At 39.7% G+C, this 17834-nt stretch carries 10 protein-coding genes and 2 pseudogenes; 8 read left to right on the top strand and 4 right to left on the bottom strand.

Translation table 11 applies throughout. The annotated features are described in order from the left end of the window. Positions 1-215: 215 nt before the first annotated feature. Positions 216-1322: an RNA polymerase sigma factor, RpoD/SigA family gene (locus C7B62_RS01690; protein ID WP_106232872.1), complete on the top strand. Its 1107-nt coding sequence runs from the start codon at positions 216-218 to the stop codon at positions 1320-1322. A 125-nt stretch (positions 1323-1447) separates the two neighbouring features. On the opposite strand, the gene C7B62_RS01685 is transcribed toward C7B62_RS01690, so the two are convergent. After that, entirely contained in the window at positions 1448-2566 is a 1119-nt protein-coding gene (locus C7B62_RS01685; protein WP_106232871.1) for a branched-chain amino acid ABC transporter permease, read from the bottom strand. Between the two features lie 278 nt (positions 2567-2844). Here C7B62_RS01685 and C7B62_RS01680 point away from each other — a divergent pair, with 278 nt between their 5' ends. Next, on the top strand, positions 2845-3942 hold the full coding sequence (locus C7B62_RS01680; protein ID WP_106232870.1) for a Stf0 family sulfotransferase: 1098 nt from the start codon (positions 2845-2847) through the stop codon (positions 3940-3942). A gap of 258 nt (positions 3943-4200) precedes the next feature. Then, positions 4201-4317, top strand: a pseudogene (locus C7B62_RS27035) (IS1 family transposase); the annotation flags it as partial. Positions 4318-4682: 365 nt separating this feature from the next. Here C7B62_RS27035 and recR read toward each other — a convergent pair. Then, positions 4683-5276, bottom strand: a complete 594-nt coding sequence (gene recR / locus C7B62_RS01670; protein WP_106232868.1) for a recombination mediator RecR — start codon at positions 5274-5276, stop codon at positions 4683-4685. 356 nt (positions 5277-5632) lie between these two features. Here recR and ppk1 point away from each other — a divergent pair, with 356 nt between their 5' ends. Together ppk1 and C7B62_RS01660 are read left to right on the top strand one after the other, a co-directional pair. Next, the gene (ppk1, locus tag C7B62_RS01665) at positions 5633-7789 is read left to right on the top strand and encodes a polyphosphate kinase 1 (protein WP_106232867.1); all 2157 of its coding nucleotides are present in this window, start codon (positions 5633-5635) and stop codon (positions 7787-7789) included. After that, positions 7789-8781: a 2-hydroxyacid dehydrogenase gene (locus C7B62_RS01660; RefSeq protein WP_106232866.1), complete on the top strand. Its 993-nt coding sequence runs from the start codon at positions 7789-7791 to the stop codon at positions 8779-8781. The genes ppk1 and C7B62_RS01660 overlap by 1 nt, the downstream gene beginning before the upstream one ends. Before the next feature lie 4 nt (positions 8782-8785). Here the strand turns inward: C7B62_RS01660 and C7B62_RS27030 are convergent. Continuing rightward, positions 8786-8962: pseudogene (locus tag C7B62_RS27030) on the bottom strand (IS1 family transposase); the annotation flags it as partial. Positions 8963-9468: 506 nt separating this feature from the next. Between C7B62_RS27030 and C7B62_RS01650 the strand changes: the two are divergent. Further along, positions 9469-11172 carry a hypothetical protein gene (locus C7B62_RS01650; RefSeq protein WP_106232865.1) on the top strand — a complete coding sequence of 568 codons (1704 nt, stop codon included), beginning with the start codon at positions 9469-9471 and terminating at the stop codon, positions 11170-11172. Between the two features lie 264 nt (positions 11173-11436). On the opposite strand, the gene C7B62_RS01645 is transcribed toward C7B62_RS01650, so the two are convergent. Beyond that, positions 11437-13386 carry an AarF/ABC1/UbiB kinase family protein gene (locus tag C7B62_RS01645; RefSeq protein ID WP_106232864.1) on the bottom strand — a complete coding sequence of 650 codons (1950 nt, stop codon included), beginning with the start codon at positions 13384-13386 and terminating at the stop codon, positions 11437-11439. Positions 13387-14164: 778 nt separating this feature from the next. On the opposite strand from C7B62_RS01645, the gene C7B62_RS01640 reads away from it, so the two are divergent. Further along, a complete protein-coding gene (locus tag C7B62_RS01640; RefSeq protein ID WP_106232863.1) occupies positions 14165-15256 on the top strand; it encodes a glycosyltransferase family 4 protein in 1092 nt (363 codons plus the stop codon). A gap of 48 nt (positions 15257-15304) precedes the next feature. After that, on the top strand, positions 15305-17710 hold the full coding sequence (locus C7B62_RS01635) for an amylo-alpha-1,6-glucosidase (RefSeq protein ID WP_106232862.1): 2406 nt from the start codon (positions 15305-15307) through the stop codon (positions 17708-17710). Positions 17711-17834: the final 124 nt, after the last annotated feature.

Genomic DNA, 17834 nt, shown 5'->3' with positions numbered 1-17834 from the left:
GCTTAATAACCAAAGTAAAGCTTAGATAACAAAAAATTATTTTTCTGGTTGATAAGTTACATTGCTTATCATTCATATCGGTATTTATGCTCATAAGTAAGTTCGTCGATTGATATAAGCAAAATAAATGTAAACTCGTTTTTTAATTCAAGAACACCTATAAATTTTCCGTTAAACACCTAAAAAATCTTTTTAGTAAAAGAGGAAATAAGCCCATGACGACAGTGAAATTGACAGAAAAAGACAGCTACATTATAGACATTGCGATCGACGAAGTTACTGATGATCTGAGCGAAGACTTTAAACTGGTTGAGGCAGAATATTCTGATGGGAATCAGGTTTCTGGGACGGGTAGTCGGCGCAAGCTTCCTTTGGAAGATAATATTGGCGCGTTTTTTAAAGAGATGGCTCGTTATCCTCTTTTAACCGCAGAAGAAGAAATTATCTTGGCAAATGATGTCAAATTAATGTTGCAGGTTGAAAAGGTTAAGCAAAAGCTGCGAGAAAAAAATCAGCAACAGCCGACTAAAGAGCAATTATCGGCAGCGATGGAATTAGAATCTCCAAGACAGTTAGAAATGCTGCTATATCGCGGGAAAGTCGCAAAACGTAAAATGATCCGCTCCAATTTGCGTTTAGTAGTTTCGATCGCCAAACGATATCTTAACCGAGGTGTTCCTTTCCTAGACTTAATTCAAGAAGGTGCAATTGGACTGAATCGAGCCACGGAAAAGTTCGATCCCAACAAGGGCTACAAGTTCTCCACCTATGCCTACTGGTGGATTCGTCAGGCAATTACCCGTACCATTGCCAATGATGCCCGTACTATTCGCTTACCGATTCATATTGTTGAAAAATTAAACAAACTCAAAAAAGCCCAGCGCCACCTCAAACAAAAACTTCAACGCAATCCCAGCGAAGATGAGTTGGCTCAAGAGTTAAAAACATCCCCTACCCAACTGCGTCAATTATTAGAATTGCGCCGTCAATCTTTGTCTTTAAACCATCGTGTCGGAAAGGCAGAAGACACAGAATTAGTTGATTTGCTAGAAGATAGCGAACTACAACTGCCTGAAGAGCGAATGAATGAAACCATGATGCGCCAGGAGATCACTGATGTTTTAGATGATGTCTTGACTCAAAGAGAAAAAGATGTGATTTGCTTACGTTATGGTTTGTCTACCAGTCAACCCTACACCCTTGAAGAAGTTGGGGGTATGTTTAGTCTTTCCCGTGAAAGAGTACGTCAGATTCAAAGTAAAGCAATGCGTAAACTGCGCCGTCCTCAGGTAGCTCGTCGTCTTAAAGGCTGGTTAAATTAATCGTTATTGTTGATTTAAGGGTTTAATTTCCAGATTTCAATTATGCAGCATCGATTAATCAAATTAATCAATACTTCCCAACCTCTCTTGTAATTAGGAGAGGTTTTTAGTTTCAATGCTCATGGCTAACTGCTCAAAGTTAACTCTTCTTTCTTGCCCAAAATTCCCTGAGGTCGCCACACCATTAGGATCATCAAAATTAAACCGATGATCATGATGCGAAAAGCGCCTTCTTGTGAACTATCAAACCAACCTAATTTGGGTAAATAAAAGCGAGTTAAAGCATCATAAGCCCAAAAAATAATTGCGCCCAATAATGCCCCAGGATTTTTTCCTGCTCCCCCGAGAACCACCATTGTCCAAACGTTAAAGGTAACAAGAGTTTCAAAGTTACTCGGATAAATAGTAGTTAACTGCCAGGCGTAAAATGCGCCTGCAATACCAGCGATCGCACCACCGAGCATAAATGCCTGAAGCTTATACCAAAAGACGTTTTTACCCAACGCAGTGGCAATTTCTTCGTCTTCGCGAATCGCTTTTAATACTCGACCCCAAGGTGATTTGGCTAGTAGCTCTAGACCCCAATAAACTATGGCTACCGTCCATAAAACCAAGAGCATTAAACCTGCTTTATAGTTATAGTCCAACAAAGCAAAGCAACTGTTAACATAAATACCCAGAATTACTCCCAAGCCAATAATTCCCCAGATCAGCAAACTAACTTTTTGAGTAGGTTGATAGCTTGTACCCTGAATTTCTTTCCCTTCTCGCCATTGGGATCGCAAACCACGCCATAGTTGCCCCACAGCGAATATAGCCAGCACAGTTAAAATGGCAATCAAAAAATATTTTTGCACTAAATTAGGGTCAAAACGTTCTAAAGGTAGAGGAAAGCCTCGAACTCCAAAAGACCCTTTGGTTAACCAGTCCTCATTGAGTGCTACTAAACGTAACATTTCGGAAACTCCAATGGTAACGATCGCTAGATAATCTTCCCGCAGTCTTAAAGTGGACAAGCCAATTAATAATCCGAGCAAAGCAGCGATCGCGATTCCTGCGATCGCTGCTAAGATAAGTGGTACGCCTTGAGAACTCAGCAGAACTGTTGTATATGCCCCCACAGTCATAAAGGCTACGTGACCAAAGTTAATCAACCCGGCATAACCCCACTGCAAATTTAAGCCCAAAGCAAATAAGGCATATAATCCCACATAGATTGTTAGAAAAACTAAATAACCAACCATTAGATTTTAAAGCTATAAAGCTGTTAACTGCATTCTTGCAGCAGATTGTAGCTTAGTTCTCCTAAATTTGCTGGAATATATATATTACATAAAATTCAAGTTAAGCTCAAATAAGTTGATTTGTCGGCAGAAATAAGTTACTTTGATGAGACTAAAAATAGCTTTGGCGATCGCCCAAGGAAATTCAGAATTTATTTTCAATCGAAAATATCAGTAAAATTAAAGATTCAAGCAGTAGGTAAATTTCAGTTCAAATAAAATATTACCACTATATAAATATGGAATTAACCCAAATATTTCAAGCTATTGAAGAAACGAGGTTTTTGAAACAGCTATCAACACATACAAGATTGTTTTTTGTCGGGGATGCTGCTCCTTTAACCTACATTAAAAACTTTTTTAGTAATCATCAAAAGATAGATCAAAACTATTACTATGATTTGTCTACTAAGACAATAGTAGAACTCAATAATGTTCCCGACTTAAATTCATATCAAGCAATTGTAGTGGTTTCTTTAGAAAATGAAGCATCTTTATTGTTTACCGTTGCTCAACAGCTAAGTACGGTTGTTCATCCTGTTATATTGCAATTATTTGCTGATATATTTATTAATTTGTTGTGCGATCGCTATTTATTGCAAACTGCTTCTCAAGATCATCAAAAACCGAAAAAATCTTACGCTATTCTAACAACACCTCGCTCTGGTTCAACCTATCTTTGCGACTTGCTTGACTCTACTGCGATCGCTGGACATCCTTCAGAACATCTGCGGTTGGCGACGCAAGAATTAACTCGTCACTGTAGTTTTAATTATCTTAAGTTACTACATAATCTGATGGAGTATCGTACTACTAGTAATAGTGTATTTGGTACTAAGCTAATATCCCATTTCTTGTTTGAACTGCAACGAGCAAAACCTGAATTTGAACAAATTTTTCAGTCTATCGATCAGTTTATTCTCTTAATTAGAAAAGATAAGCTAGCCCAAGCTATTTCATTAGTCTTGGCTCAAAAAACTGAGGTTTGGCATCTTCATAGCGATGCTAAAAAAAATAGCTATCAATCTCAATTGGAAAGTATTAAAATTGACGATAATTTACTTAATGATGTAGAACAGAAAGTTCTCTTTATTGAGCAGCAAGAAGATCGTCTCAAAAAAACCTTAGCCAATTATCAAATAGAGCCTTTAATAGTAATCTATGAAGATATCATAGATGATGCCCCAGGACAGATTAATCGCATTTTAGACTTTCTCAACATAAACAAACCAGCACAATATATCATGCAAATTAATTCTGGAGTTAAGCGTATGCCTTCAACCATCTCACAGAAAATTATTTGTCAATATCAGGAAAGAAAAAGTATGGTGCATTAGGCTTTACAGTACTTTTTAAGTGGTTAGACTACTATTAGATTAACTTTTTTCCTGCACTTATTTATAGAGTGTTCGGGTGAGCAGAGACTGTAACACTGTAACAAACTTCAGCATCTGCTCACCTGATTTGTCGATCCAGCAGCGCTAAAACTATGCTAGCGGTACTTAAACAATTTTAGTAGTTATAGTCATTCCAAATAAGGGTAGTCCTAAAGATGTAAGGATATAAAATAGTGAATTGTAGATTCTTTGATTTTCATGGCAGTAATTTTTCCATCTTGTCCTTCATGTAATTCGGAACAAATTGTTAAAAACGGAAAAATTCACAATGGCAAGCAAAATTATAAATGTCGAGACTGCGGCAGACAATTTGTGGAAAATCCACAGCATAAAACTATTCGTTAAGAAACCAAAAATCTGATTGACAAGTTGCTTTTAGAAAAAATTCCTGTCTTCTGGTATTGACAGAGTTACCGATGTTTCAGAACCTTGGTTACAGAATTATGTCAATAATAAATATAAATCAATTCCTAAACAAGTAAAAGTTAAGGTGAAAAAAAAGGACAAATAACTATCCAATGTGATGAAATGTCCTAAAGGATTCCTAAAGCTATTAGCTTAGAGCTAATAACCATTTGACAAACAGCGTAGTCTCTTAACTTGTCACCAATGGCTGAGAGCTAATAGCTACGAACAGTAATACTATCAATTTCATACCTGGATTCAGCAACGCCAGAAAATCAATCCAATTCCCGTCTACCTTCTAAGGCTCTTGCCAGGGTAACCTCATCGGCGTATTCTAAATCCCCGCCCATGGGTAAGCCAAAGGCAATTCTCGTAACTTTAGTAAAAGGTCTAAGCAATCCATTAATGTATAGCGTAGTAGTTTCTCCCTCAACGCTGGGACTAATCGCTAAAATAACCTCTTCAATTTGTTCTTTAGTGATACGACGCACCAATGCCTCAATATTAAGCTGCTCAGGACCAATACCGTCCATCGGCGAAATTACTCCCCCCAGGACATGATATAGACCACGGTATTCTCTGGTTTTTTCCAGGGCAATGGTATCACGAGAGTCAGCAACAACACAGATCGTAGTGCGATCGCGATTTTGATTACTACAGATCGAACAGATAGGTTCGGCAGAAAGATGGAAACAAACCTTACATAGGCCAACTTGTTGTTTGGCAAAGATCAGTGCCTGAGCGAGTGCCTGGACTTCTTTTTCTGGGCGTTTGATGAGATGCAGGGCTAATCTTTGGGCGGTTTTCGGCCCGACTCCAGGCAAAAGCTGTAGCTGCTCAATTAAACGAGCTAAAGGAGGCGTATAAATGGCGAACTCCGATAATTATCTTGATGTCTAAGAAAATGTATTATATCAAATTAGTACTTACTACCGACAAGAGTTACTTAAAATCAGCAAATAATTTAGCTATCAAAAGCTACTTCTTAATCAATCCTTAGACAGCATTTATTACTATGGGCAGATGAAGTTCCTGTATTAATTTAGGATAAGATTTTAACAGCCAACTTGACTAACTAAAATCTTTTATAAGATGAAATACAAAAAAGAATGATCCAGATAAACTCTCCCCCAGTCATGTCATTTGTAGTAAATATTTAAGTTTAAGTATTTCAGATAATCTCTCTACTCTACATATTCATATTCATTCGGTAAGCGCCCAAACAATGACCAGTACCAAATCCACTAATAGTGCCATTAATCTCAGCGATCCTCAGTATTATTTCAATCGAGAATTAAGTTGGCTAGAATTTAACCGACGAGTTTTAGCTGAAGCACTAGATGAGAGAACGCTATTATTGGAACGTCTTAAATTTATGGCGATTTTTAGCTCGAACCTAGATGAATTTTTTATGGTCAGAATTGCTGCTTTAAAACAACAGGTGGAAGCAGGAGTGAGTAAACTGTCGGCAGATGGGCGTACAGCCCAACAGCAGCTAGAGGCGATTACTAAAATTCTGACCCCGATGTTTCAAGAACAACATCAGCATTTTGAAAAAGTACTGAAAAAATCCTTGACCAAATCAGGAATCTATCTGCTTAATTATGTCGATCTTAATCAAGAGCAAAGAACTTATATTAATAGTTATTTTGAAGACTATATTTTTCCTGTTTTAACTCCTCTGGCAGTAGATCCATCTCATCCGTTTCCCTATATTTCTAATCTGAGCTTGAATCTGGCGGTAGTTTTAAAAGATCCTCAAATCGATGAGGAATTGTTTGCCAGAGTAAAAGTTCCCAAAGTACTACCTCGCTTCGTGGCTTTACCAGAAGAATTAAGACAAAAGTATCGAGGTAATCCTGGAGTTTGGACAGGTGTGCCGATAGAACAGATTGTGACTCATAATTTAGAGTATTTATTCTCGGGGATGAATATTTTAGAGTCTTACGCCTTTCGAGTGACACGTAATGCCGATATTTCGGTCGAAGAAGACGAGGCAGATGATCTATTGCTAGCAATTGAAAAAGAGCTACAAAAAAGACGTATTGGGGGGTCGGCGGTGCGGTTAGAAGTAGAAGCTTCGATTCCTACTGAACTACGCTCGATGATTATTCAAGAACTTAGTTTAGAAGAAAACGATGTTTATGATGTTGATGGCTTACTCAGCTTAGGGGATTTGATGTCTTTTTTATCCCTACCCCTAAGCAATCTTAAAGATAAACCCTGGAACTCCGTACTTCCTCATCGTTTGAGTTGGTTAAAGGAAGAAAATGACTCCATGAGTGAAGGAAACAACTTTTTTAACGTGATTCGTAATGGTGATTTGCTAGTACATCATCCCTATCATTCCTTTAGTAACACTGTTCTGCGCTTTGTCACCGAAGCTGCCCACGATCCCAATGTCCTGGCGATCAAAATGACTTTATATCGTACCTCTGGAGATTCACCAATCATCAAAGCTTTGATTGCCGCAGCACAGAATGATAAGCAGGTAGTGGCATTAGTCGAGCTTAAAGCGCGCTTTGATGAAGAGAATAATATCCTGTGGGCAAAAAAATTAGAGCAGTCAGGAGTTCATGTAGTTTATGGTGTCACTGGACTTAAAACCCACACTAAGATTACTTTAGTAGTACGACAAGAAAAAGAGAAAATTCGCCGTTATGTTCATATTGGGACAGGCAACTATAATCCTAAAACCGCAAAACTTTATACAGATTTGAGTTTGTTAAGCTGTCGAGAAGACTTGGGGGCAGATTTAACGGATTTATTCAATTTCTTAACTGGTTATTCTCGGCAAAAATCCTATCGTAAATTGCTGGTTGCTCCAGTTAATCTGCGAGAGCGCATGGTCGAGATGATCAATCGCGAGGCGGAAAATTGCCGTCAAGGCAAAACAGGACGGATTGTCGCTAAAATGAACTCATTAGTCGATCAGCCAGTAATTAAGGCGCTGTATGAAGCTTCTCAGGCTGGAGTTGAAATTGATTTAATTATTAGAGGGATCTGCTGTTTGCGACCAGGATTACCCAAGATCAGTGATAAGATTCGCGTTATTAGTATTATTGGGCGCTTTTTAGAACATTCACGTATTTTCTATTTTCATAATGACGGACAAGAAGAAATTTATATCGGTAGTGCTGACTGGATGACCCGTAATTTGAGTCGTCGAGTCGAAGCGGTTACGCCAATTGAAAGCCCTGAAATTTTTCGCGATCTTCAGGAAATTTTGGGGGTGATGCTGGCGGATAACCGTAAGGCTTGGGAATTGCAGTCAGACGGAAGTTTTAGACAAAGAAAACCGCAAAAAGGAGAAGAGGTTCATAGCACCCACGATATCTTTATGGAAATGGCGCAACAATCGGCTGGAATGGCTTCTAATTGATGAAAATTGCAGTATTTAGCGCAAAACCTTACGATCGCCAGTTTTTGGCTCAAGTTAATCAAAAATATGGTCATGAACTCAAGTTTTTAGATGCTGGTTTAGATGCGCAAACGGCAGGTTTAGCCTCTGGGTTTGAGGCGGTATGTGTTTTTGTCAATGATCGCCTGGATCGAGAAACAATTCAAATCTTGAGTAGTCAAGGGGTTAAATTAATTGCCCTGAGATGTGCGGGGTATAACAACGTCGATCTTGAAGCTGCTGCTGAATTGGGGCTGGCGGTTGTTCGAGTACCTGCCTATTCTCCTCATGCCGTAGCCGAACATGCGATCGCCTTAATTTTAACTCTCAATCGCAAAATACATCGGGCTTATTATCGTGTCCGTGAAGGTAACTTTGCCCTGAATGGACTACTGGGTTTCGATTTGCATGGTCGCACTGTGGGCATTGTTGGGACGGGAAAAATTGGTCGTCTCACGGGTCAAATTCTCCATGGTTTTGGCTGTCGGATACTGGCTTATGATTTAAATCCTAATCAGGAGTTTGCCGAGCAATTTGGGGAATATGTAAGTTTAGAGGATTTGCTTGCTCAATCAGATATTATTAGTCTCCATTGTCCCCTCACGGAAGATAATTACCATTTAATTAATACCGCAGCAATTAGCCAGATGAAGCCAGGAGTGATGTTAATTAATACTAGTCGCGGGGGATTGATCGATACGAAGGCGGTAATTCGAGGCTTAAAATCCCAACAAATTGGTTATTTAGGACTAGACGTTTACGAACAAGAAGGTAAACTGTTTTTTGAAGATTTATCTGGAGAAATTATCCAAGATGATGACTTTGAACGGTTGCTTACTTTTCCTAACGTAATTATTACAGGACACCAGGCTTTCTTTACGGCAGAGGCTTTGAATAATATTGCCGAAACCACTTTGTCTAATATTACCGCGATCGCCTTAAACCAACCCTGTGAGACGTTGGTGAATGCGTAATGCTTTAAATAGAAGCAGGTATAGTTTTAAATTTCAGATAGAATAGCAACAGGCGGATGGAATACTTCAATATATCTATGGATTTAGAGCAAAAGAAAGTTTTACGCCGTATTCTAGCCAAATAATGTTTAAGACGCGTATTTTCTCCCTCAACTCTGGTCATGTAAGTCTTACTTACTAAATGATCTTCAGGTGAACGGTACACTTGAATTGAATTCAAGTGCCTGCGTTCACTGCATTCCGCAGCTGAATATACATTGGATAAACTTTCCAACCATCCGTCACGTACCAGAAACTATGCCAGCATTGAAAAAAATGTTCCCTAAAGGACTAGCTAATCCTTGAGGGCATATGCATCAAGAAGATAAATACGGATGATTGATTTGTTTACCAACTGACCCTGGGTTTTTGCTCGCTTATTGATCGTGAAGCTAGCGAAATTTTTAGATTTATCTCTCTAGTAGACGTAGGCATAAATAAAGCTACCATTTTGTCAGCCTGAAACCCTGATTATATCTAACTTGCTACTTGAGACCGAAGGGAATCCTTTAGGGCTACTTACTACTTGCTACTTAAGCGAAGCGGTACTAGCTATTTTTGAGAATTGGTATAAACTGTTTTTTGAAGATTTATGCGCTTAAACCAACCCTGTGAAGATTTGTCTCGATTACCTAGTTCTTAAATTAAATGCCCTATCAACATTATTGGCTATTGCTGTTATGGATAACGATTGGAACTTGTCTACGCTTTATCCATCTAGAAACATTGCCACCGTGGACTGATGAAAGCGCCACCCTTGTTTTTAGTCTTGGAAATAGTTTTTATGATGTTCCTTTAAATCAATTTATTGGGGGACAAACTCTCTTAGAACCACTTCAGCTCAACCCCCAAGCAGGAATCGGTGATGTTATCAGACTTTTGCAAACAGAAAGTACTCATCCTCCTTTCTATTTTGTGTTAACTCATTTGTGGTTAAAACTTTTTCCGCCCGTTAACGGGTTAGTTTCTATTTGGGCAGCAAGATCGCTTTCGGCTTTATTGGGAGTTCTTGCCATCCCCGCAATTTTTTACTTCTCCAGATTTGCTTTTCGTTCTCTGGTGGGCGGACAAATAGCTGCTGCTGTAATGGCAATTTCACCGTTCGGCATTTTTTTATCAACTCAGGCGCGTCATTACACCCTGGTGATTTTAATCATTATCGCTTCTTTAGCATGTTATGTCTGCGCTGTTCGAGCAATTAAGCGACAAAAAATTATATCTTTTGGGCTGGTGACTATTTGGATTGTCGTTAACTGTCTGGGGATTGCCACCCACTACTTTTTCGTTTTGAGCCTAATGGCAATGGCGATCGCTATTGCCCAGCTAATGTGGCTGCAATGGCGACAAGATCGAGCTGTTCTTACTCAACCTTATTGGCGACAACTATACCTTGTAGCTTTAGGTTCTTTAAGTGGCTGTTTAGTCTGGTTGCCTACCATCTTGGCGGATCGCAATAGCGCCCCAACTGAATGGATCTATGCCAGTAATGCTGCGGAAAAATGGCTAGAACCAATCGGCAGATTTTTGTTATGGTTGATGAGTATAGTAATTCTGCTCCCTTCGTCCGTATACAATGCCTCTTTGGGTATATTTATTGTTTCTGGACTACTAACACTAATTTTTTGGTGGCGCAACTTACCTCGTATAACTTTGGGACTAAAACTACAACGTCAAGATCCTCAGCAACAAGACGCAATTTCTGCCTTAAGCAAATATTTTCTAGCTGCGATCGCGCTTTTTTTTAGCATTACCTATAGTTTAGGCATGGATTTAACTCTAGCAGGCAGGTTTCAGTTTGTTTATTTTCCTGTAGTTATAGCCTTAATAGGAGCTAGCTTAGTCCCTTTTTGGCAAGAAGACTCGTCTAAATTTACCTTCCCAGAGCAAAAACTAGCAACATTTCCGTCAAACTCAAGCAAAAAAATCGTCATTACGTTTCTATCCATTGGGCTATTGAGTGGAGCGATCGCCAACTTAAATCTAGGCTATCTCCAAAATCATCGTCCCGATATCATGACCCAAAAAATCATCAAAAGTTCAACAGCCAGAATTGCGATCGCCACCAGCTACAAACATCACGGACAGACGGGCAGAATGATCGGTATTGCCTGGGGCTTAAAAAGTCTAAAAAATATTGATTCTCCCCTATTTTTTCTAGCTCAGGACAATAATGCTCAAAGTTCAGCAGCAATACTAACCCAACAACTAAGTAAAATAAAACGTCCTGTTGATTTATGGCTGATCAACTTTCCAGCTGAAATTGATCTAACAACCCAAAATTGTGTTGCCGATTCTCAGTCTGATGGTGTGTTAGGACAACATGATTATGAGCTTTATCGTTGTCTGAATTAACCTGAGTTCGGGATTAGCTCAAATCCTTATTTTGAAGGTATTTAAAAAATACTATTTTCCGTTCTTCTTTCATAGTAGAGTTGCATCCAAACTATCTCAAAAGCTAGAGCTTAGAGCTTAGAGCTTAGAGCTTACAGCTATCTCCACCAATTAATCTGCTTAACCCGAACTCAGGTTGAATTAGAAAAATGGGAGGATAAATCAATAAAAATGGCTTAGAATTTATCTAAGCCACAGCAGCAGATTAATTTGATGGGGCAGATTTTACCTAGCTGCTGGTAAAGCCTTTAAAGTCTGAGGTTGAGGATCTACTAGCAAGCTTCTAATCAATCTGGCTGCTAGTTTTTGAGCTAGACCTTCAGCAACTCTCTGTCCAATTTTTTGGGTTTCTGGCTTAGTAATAATTTTAGCCACAACGGAAATTAAACGAGTCGGATTAAAGCCTGGAGTTTGCTGTAAAATACCTACAATATTTTTGAGGTGAGTCATAGTGTAAGAGTCTTGCCTATATTCTACGGGGGTTTCTTGCACTGCCAAGCCTACTCTTTGACGGAAAGTAGTCGAGATATTAAAGATAGTTCGCCGACCAATACTATCGATCGCACTAATTAACTCTTCAGTAATGCGATCCCGAATAAAAGCTCCGCGATCGCTATATAAATAATCAAGCGCCTGATCCACTACGCTATCAAAATCATAGTCTCTAGAGTCTGTCGCGTTGTTGAGCAGGTTTTCTAAGCGATGCCAGCGGAAACCCTCCTCTTTAAACAGCAAGTCTTTTAGAGATGCTCGTAGTTCAGGTGCGGGGTCAGTTAAAAGTCTTTTGGCAATATAGGGATAAGCCTTACTTAAAACCTTAAACTCAGGATCGACACCAATAGCAATTCCTTCTAAAGTAACCATTGAACGGATAATTAGGGCATAGTACGCAGGAACAGTAAAAGGAAATTCGTACATCATTGCCGACATCTGATCGGTAATACTCTTAAAATTTAGTTCCGCAACACTAGCACCTAAAGCATTACCAAAGACATTAGCTAAGGCAGGTACAATCGGTCTTAAGTCTGTATCGGGTGTCAAAAAGTCTAGTTTCACATAATCTTCTGACAGAGCCTCAAAATCGCGGTTAACTAGATGAACTACTGCTTCAATCAAACCATATCTTTGATAGGGTTTGATTCGGCTCATCATGCCAAAGTCTAAGTAGGCTAACTTACCGTTGTCCATTGCCAACAAGTTACCAGGATGAGGATCGGCATGAAAAAAGCCATGTTCTAGCAACTGTCTGAGAGAACATTCCACGCCAATTTCAATAATATGAGTAGCATCGATTCCTTTTGCCTGCACTGCTTCAATATCGGTAAGTTTAGTGCCATCGATCCATTCCATAGTTAGGACTCGCTTACCCGTATATTCCCAGTAAATCTTTGGCACATAGATTTCTTCCATATAGCCATAAAATTCCTTGAACTTGTCGGCGTTACGACCCTCTTGATTATAGTTAGTCTCTTCAAAAATTCGTTCCGCTAGCTCATCAATAATGGCGCGTAGATTAGAACGTACCTGCTTAATGTTGTCTTGGACAAATCCTGCCAGTAGTCTCATAATGTAGATATCAAGACTAATACGACTGTTAAGACCAGGACGCTGCACTTTGACTGCTACTTCTTCTCCTGTTTTAAGACGACCCTTATATACTTGACCTAAAGATGCAGCAGCGATGGGTTGTGGAGATAAATCAGCATAAATTTCTTCTGGTCTTGCGCCTAATTCTTCCTCAATAAAGCGAAATGCTACTTCATTGGGAAAAGAAGGAATCTTATCTTGGAGGGTAGTTAATTCTTCCAAATAAGCAGGAGGAACAACATCTGGCCTGGTAGATAACGCCTGACCGATTTTAATGTATGCAGGACCTAGCTTAGTTAAAATTTTAATTAATTGGCGCGCTCTGGTTTTTTGTTTAAGCAGAGAATTACCAGTAAAAGTATCCCACCATACCCCTAGTGCAAAGCGAGTAAAGGGAAATAAAATAGCAATTAAACGACCTACGACCAAAAAAGGACGCTTACGATATTGAGCGTTATTGGTTTCTGGGTTATAACGCCAGTCCGCATTAGGCTCATCATAAGCTAACTCAGTATCCTCATAGGTGTCGATCCCCTGGGAGGGAACGGTAATGATGTCTGTTTTAGATAAGACTGTCTCTTGAAGCATAGATAGTTTTAAAGACTGACGTTAACAACTTTGTTAATAATTGTAACAAGAGATCGAAATAAACTGTTCTTTCTTGGGATTAGTCGGGATGATTGAGGGCAAATTATAGCCATTACGTATAAAAGTTAGGGCAACTTTTAAACCTTGCTACTTGAGACCGAAGGGAATCCTTTAGGGCTGCTCGCTACTTAAGCGAAGCGTTCCTAGTTTGCCTAATTTTTAGTTCTCAATATCAAGATCAAGCAGAGATTGCTGTTACGAATAACCCCCACATAATTAGAGAGTGAATCAATTGCGACCAAGCTTTTACTGATTCAGAAATTGCTAAATTCATCATCTTTTTATCTTTTTAAACCCCAATAAAAAATTGTTCCAATAGTTCTACTTCAGTCTTAAATAGATTCAAATTCAAGAGATTAATATTAAATAAGCGATCGCTGATTGAGAAAATAGCGATCACCTCAATATACTGTCTAAAAGCTTAACTACGGTAGAAAGAATCTACTTAGATTGTTAGGGAAGTAAGACTTATTAATGCTTATTTAATTGAAATATGCATTTACTATCACAATTACTTACTCCAGTCATACCTAAAACTATCTGTATATTTGGCGTCTATTTCTACCCTCAGGAAGAGGTATTTTAAAAGAGTTATAAGATAACCTAAAAACAAAATCACTAATTATTACCAAATAAATAAACTGTAGAAATCTATCAAAAAGTAGATAGTACAGCTGGCATTTTTGATTGATATCGCCAATTTTTAGGAGTTTTAAAGATGAAAATTGCTCAAATTGCCCCTCTCAGCGAACGAGTACCACCAACTGCTTATGGTGGTACGGAAATTATAGTTAGCTTACTTACAGATGAATTGGTGCGGCGAGGTCACGAAGTTACGCTTTTCGCTTCAGGGGATTCGCAAACTCTGGCTCATTTAGAATCATGTTGTCCTAAAGGTTTACGCGAGGCACAAGCAAGCTCAGTAGAAATTCCAGTTTATCAAAGTCAACAGCTCAATCGAGTCTTTAATCAAGCTGGGGAATTTGATTTGATTCACTCTCATATAGGAGAAGTTGTCTTTCCCTATGTAAATCGCGTTGAAACTCCCACCTTACATACAGTTCACGGTATAATCCCAGCTCAGATTGAACAGTTGTGGCGAGATGCTCGCCAACAGAATTTTATCAGTATTTCCAATTCACAACGACGCAACGATCTTCAATTAAATTACCTAGCTACCGTTTATAACGGGATTGATACAGACAAGTATCATTTCTATCCTCAGCCAGATAATCCTCCTTATCTGGCTTTTTTAGGTCGAATGTCGCCAGAGAAAGGGCCGCAGTTAGCAATTGAAATAGCCAAACGTACTGGCTGGCATTTAAAAATGGCAGGAAAAATAGATCCTGTAGACCGTGAATTTTTTCAAAATCGAATTAAACCCCTGATTGATGGTCAACAAATTGAATTTTTGGGTGAATTCAATCATCAGCAAAAATGCCCCCTGTTAGGGAATGCAGTAGCAACTTTGTTTCCAATTACCTGGTCAGAACCTTTTGGCTTGGTAATGACAGAATCAATGGCAGTCGGTACACCTGTAATTGCGATCGCTATGGGTTCGACTTTTGAAGTAATTGAAGATGGTAAAACTGGATTTTTATGTCACAATGTCGAGGAATGTATTGCTGCTCTTGACCGCATCAGGGAAATAGATCGAGTTGCCTGTCGGGATCGCGTTGAGGCAAAATTCAGTGTTGAGCGCATGGTTGATGACTACGAAGCAGTTTATCAAAAACTGTTAACTAAACAGTCCCTAGATAATAATCGCGTGACCAATTTAGCGGTCGATAATAATCGCTTAACGGCGTAAAATTTTAACTAATGAACTAAGCCTAAATTGTTAACTTATTAAGGTGCTATGACAGAGCCTCTCGAACTTGATGGCAAAACCTATATTCCAGCCGAAACTGCTCCGCTCCCTCAGTGGCCGTGCGTGATCAACAATTCGAGACTTTCAACTTTAACTCTTAAAGACGACGATATTTTCTTAGTTACGGACACTCTGGGCAATATTCCTGGCTGTTTGCCAGGAGAAGTAACCACAAGTGTCGGACTATTTTGCCAAGATACTCGCTTTTTAAGTCGTTTGGAGTTACAAATTGATGGTCAGTTACCGATTTTACTAAGCAGTAATGCCAGCCGTGGTTTCGCTATGTCTATTCTTTGTGCCAATCCTCATTTGGAAAACCGACAAATCGGTGCAGAAACGATTGGCATTGAACGAGAAATTGTGATCAATGGCGGACTGTTTGAACAATTAGCGATTACTAATTACAGTACTAGTCCAATTAGTTTTGAACTTAGTCTGAGTTTTGATGCCGATTTTGTCGATCTGTTTGAAATTCGTGGCTGGGAACGCAAGCAGCATGGCAAATTGCTACGTTTAGTGTCTGAGACAGAAAATAGCACAGTAGAAATAGAAACAGTAGAAGCAGAAGCTACCTCCCTTGAGAATTTAGAATCCGCTCCCTCTGAAGCCAACCTCGACCAAGCGATTAGTCCTTTTATCTATGAATCTCGCTCCGAGTTTTCGAGCAGTAATTTGGCGCGATCGCCATCAAGGACAACTCCAATTGAAGATTTGATTTTGGCCTATCAAGGGTTAGATGGTGCGGTAAGCTCGTCTCGCATTCAATTTTCTGCTCGCCAGCCTGACTATTTGAAAGGTTATACTGCTATTTGGCGCATCGAGTTGCATCCCCACCAAACTACACATTTGGGCTATCGCGTACAGTTGCTGACTAATAATCGTTCTATTTCCAAAGTTGGGACACCCATGACTTTAATGCAGGCAAAAGCAGCAGAGTCGATGGAGTTACAAGAATGGCAGCAGCAAGTTACCATAATTCGCTCTGATAGTAATACCTTTAATCGCCTGATTGAGAGGGGAGAGCAAGATATTTATCTGCTGCGCCAAAGTTTTGAAGAGCGAAAATTCTTATCGGCGGGAATTCCCTGGTTTTCGACCTTGTTTGGTCGAGATTCAATTATTGCAGCTTGGCAAACCCTGATCCTCGATCCCAAAATTGCCAAAGATACTTTATTTATCCTCGCTCAATACCAGGGTACAATCGAAGACCAATGGCGGGAAGAATCACCAGGCAAAATCCTGCACGAATTACGTCTGGGAGAAATGGCTCGCTGTGGCGAAATTCCTCACACCCCCTACTACGGTACGGTAGATGCTACACCGCTGTGGCTGATTCTTTATGCTGAATATTATGCTTGGAGTGGCGATCGCGATACGATCGAACAGTTGTGGGAAAACGCTCTGGCTGCGATGAGTTGGATTGATCGCAACAGCAACTCAACAGGTTATCTAGCTTACACTCGTTATTCTCCTAGTGGTCTGCTCAATCAGGGTTGGAAAGATTCTGGAGACTGCATTGTTAATCGTCAAGGTCAATTAGCCACAGGGCCGATTACCCTCTGTGAGGTTCAAGGTTATGTTTATGGGGCGAAAATGCGTCTATGTGCGATCGCTGAACTCATGAAAAGAACCGATCTAGCTGGCAGATGGTATCGAGAGGCTTTAGAACTCAAAAATCGCTTCAACAAAGACTTTTGGCTGCCCGATTTAGATTACTGTGCTTTGGCTTTAGATGGCGAGGGAAAACCAGTAGATAGCATCACAAGTAATCCAGGTCATTGTTTGGCAATGGGTATTCTTAAGCCTGATAAAGCGATGAACGTAGCTGAGAGATTACGTGCGCCAGATTTATTTAGTGGTTGGGGCATTCGTACCTTGAGCAGTTTGTCTCCTGCTTATAATCCGATGGGGTATCATGTTGGTTCGGTTTGGCCTCACGATAATAGCATTACTGCTTTGGGTTTACGCGCTACCGCCAGGGAAATTGTGGGAGACTCTTCTAGTTTAGTCGATCAAACCCTCGAAGTGGCGACGGGAATTATTGATATGACTCTTCAACAACCCTATCTACGACCACCAGAACTGTTTTGTGGATATGAACGGAGGGAAGAAAACACTCCTGTGCGCTATCCCGTCGCCTGTTCTCCTCAAGCTTGGGCAACAGGTACGCTATTTCAACTTTTACAAGTGGCAATTAATCTTGTTCCCGATGCTGCTAATAATCGCGTGCGCGTCATTGAGCCAGTTTTACCCGAATCTGTTAATCGTCTTTCCTTACACAATCTTAAGGTAGGTTCGACCATACTTGATTTAGAATTTGAGCGTTCGGGCAATACTACTGCCTGTCGGGTGGCGAAAAAGCGTGGTAATTTGAGGGTTGTTTTTGAAGCTTAGGAGATAGCTATAAGTTATAAGTGATGAGCTAATTGCCATACAAGGGATCGATCGACAAAGTAGTATCTTAATTTACCAATTAAAAGAGTTATACTACGGAGTTGTTGCCAAGACCCCTTTATGG

The organism is Pleurocapsa sp. CCALA 161, from assembly GCF_003003995.1.
Classification (GTDB): domain Bacteria; phylum Cyanobacteriota; class Cyanobacteriia; order Cyanobacteriales; family Xenococcaceae; genus Waterburya.
This window is presented reverse-complemented; position numbering and strand designations above follow the sequence as displayed.

Coding starts and splice junctions, on each gene's coding strand:
- C7B62_RS01690 (WP_106232872.1), top strand. CDS start 216: ATGACGACAGTGAAATTGACAGAAAAAGACAGCTACATTATAGACATT.
- C7B62_RS01685 (WP_106232871.1), bottom strand. CDS start 2,566: ATGGTTGGTTATTTAGTTTTTCTAACAATCTATGTGGGATTATATGCC.
- C7B62_RS01680 (WP_106232870.1), top strand. CDS start 2,845: ATGGAATTAACCCAAATATTTCAAGCTATTGAAGAAACGAGGTTTTTG.
- ppk1 (WP_106232867.1), top strand. CDS start 5,633: ATGACCAGTACCAAATCCACTAATAGTGCCATTAATCTCAGCGATCCT.
- C7B62_RS01660 (WP_106232866.1), top strand. CDS start 7,789: ATGAAAATTGCAGTATTTAGCGCAAAACCTTACGATCGCCAGTTTTTG.
- C7B62_RS01650 (WP_106232865.1), top strand. CDS start 9,469: ATGCCCTATCAACATTATTGGCTATTGCTGTTATGGATAACGATTGGA.
- C7B62_RS01645 (WP_106232864.1), bottom strand. CDS start 13,386: ATGCTTCAAGAGACAGTCTTATCTAAAACAGACATCATTACCGTTCCC.
- C7B62_RS01640 (WP_106232863.1), top strand. CDS start 14,165: ATGAAAATTGCTCAAATTGCCCCTCTCAGCGAACGAGTACCACCAACT.
- C7B62_RS01635 (WP_106232862.1), top strand. CDS start 15,305: ATGACAGAGCCTCTCGAACTTGATGGCAAAACCTATATTCCAGCCGAA.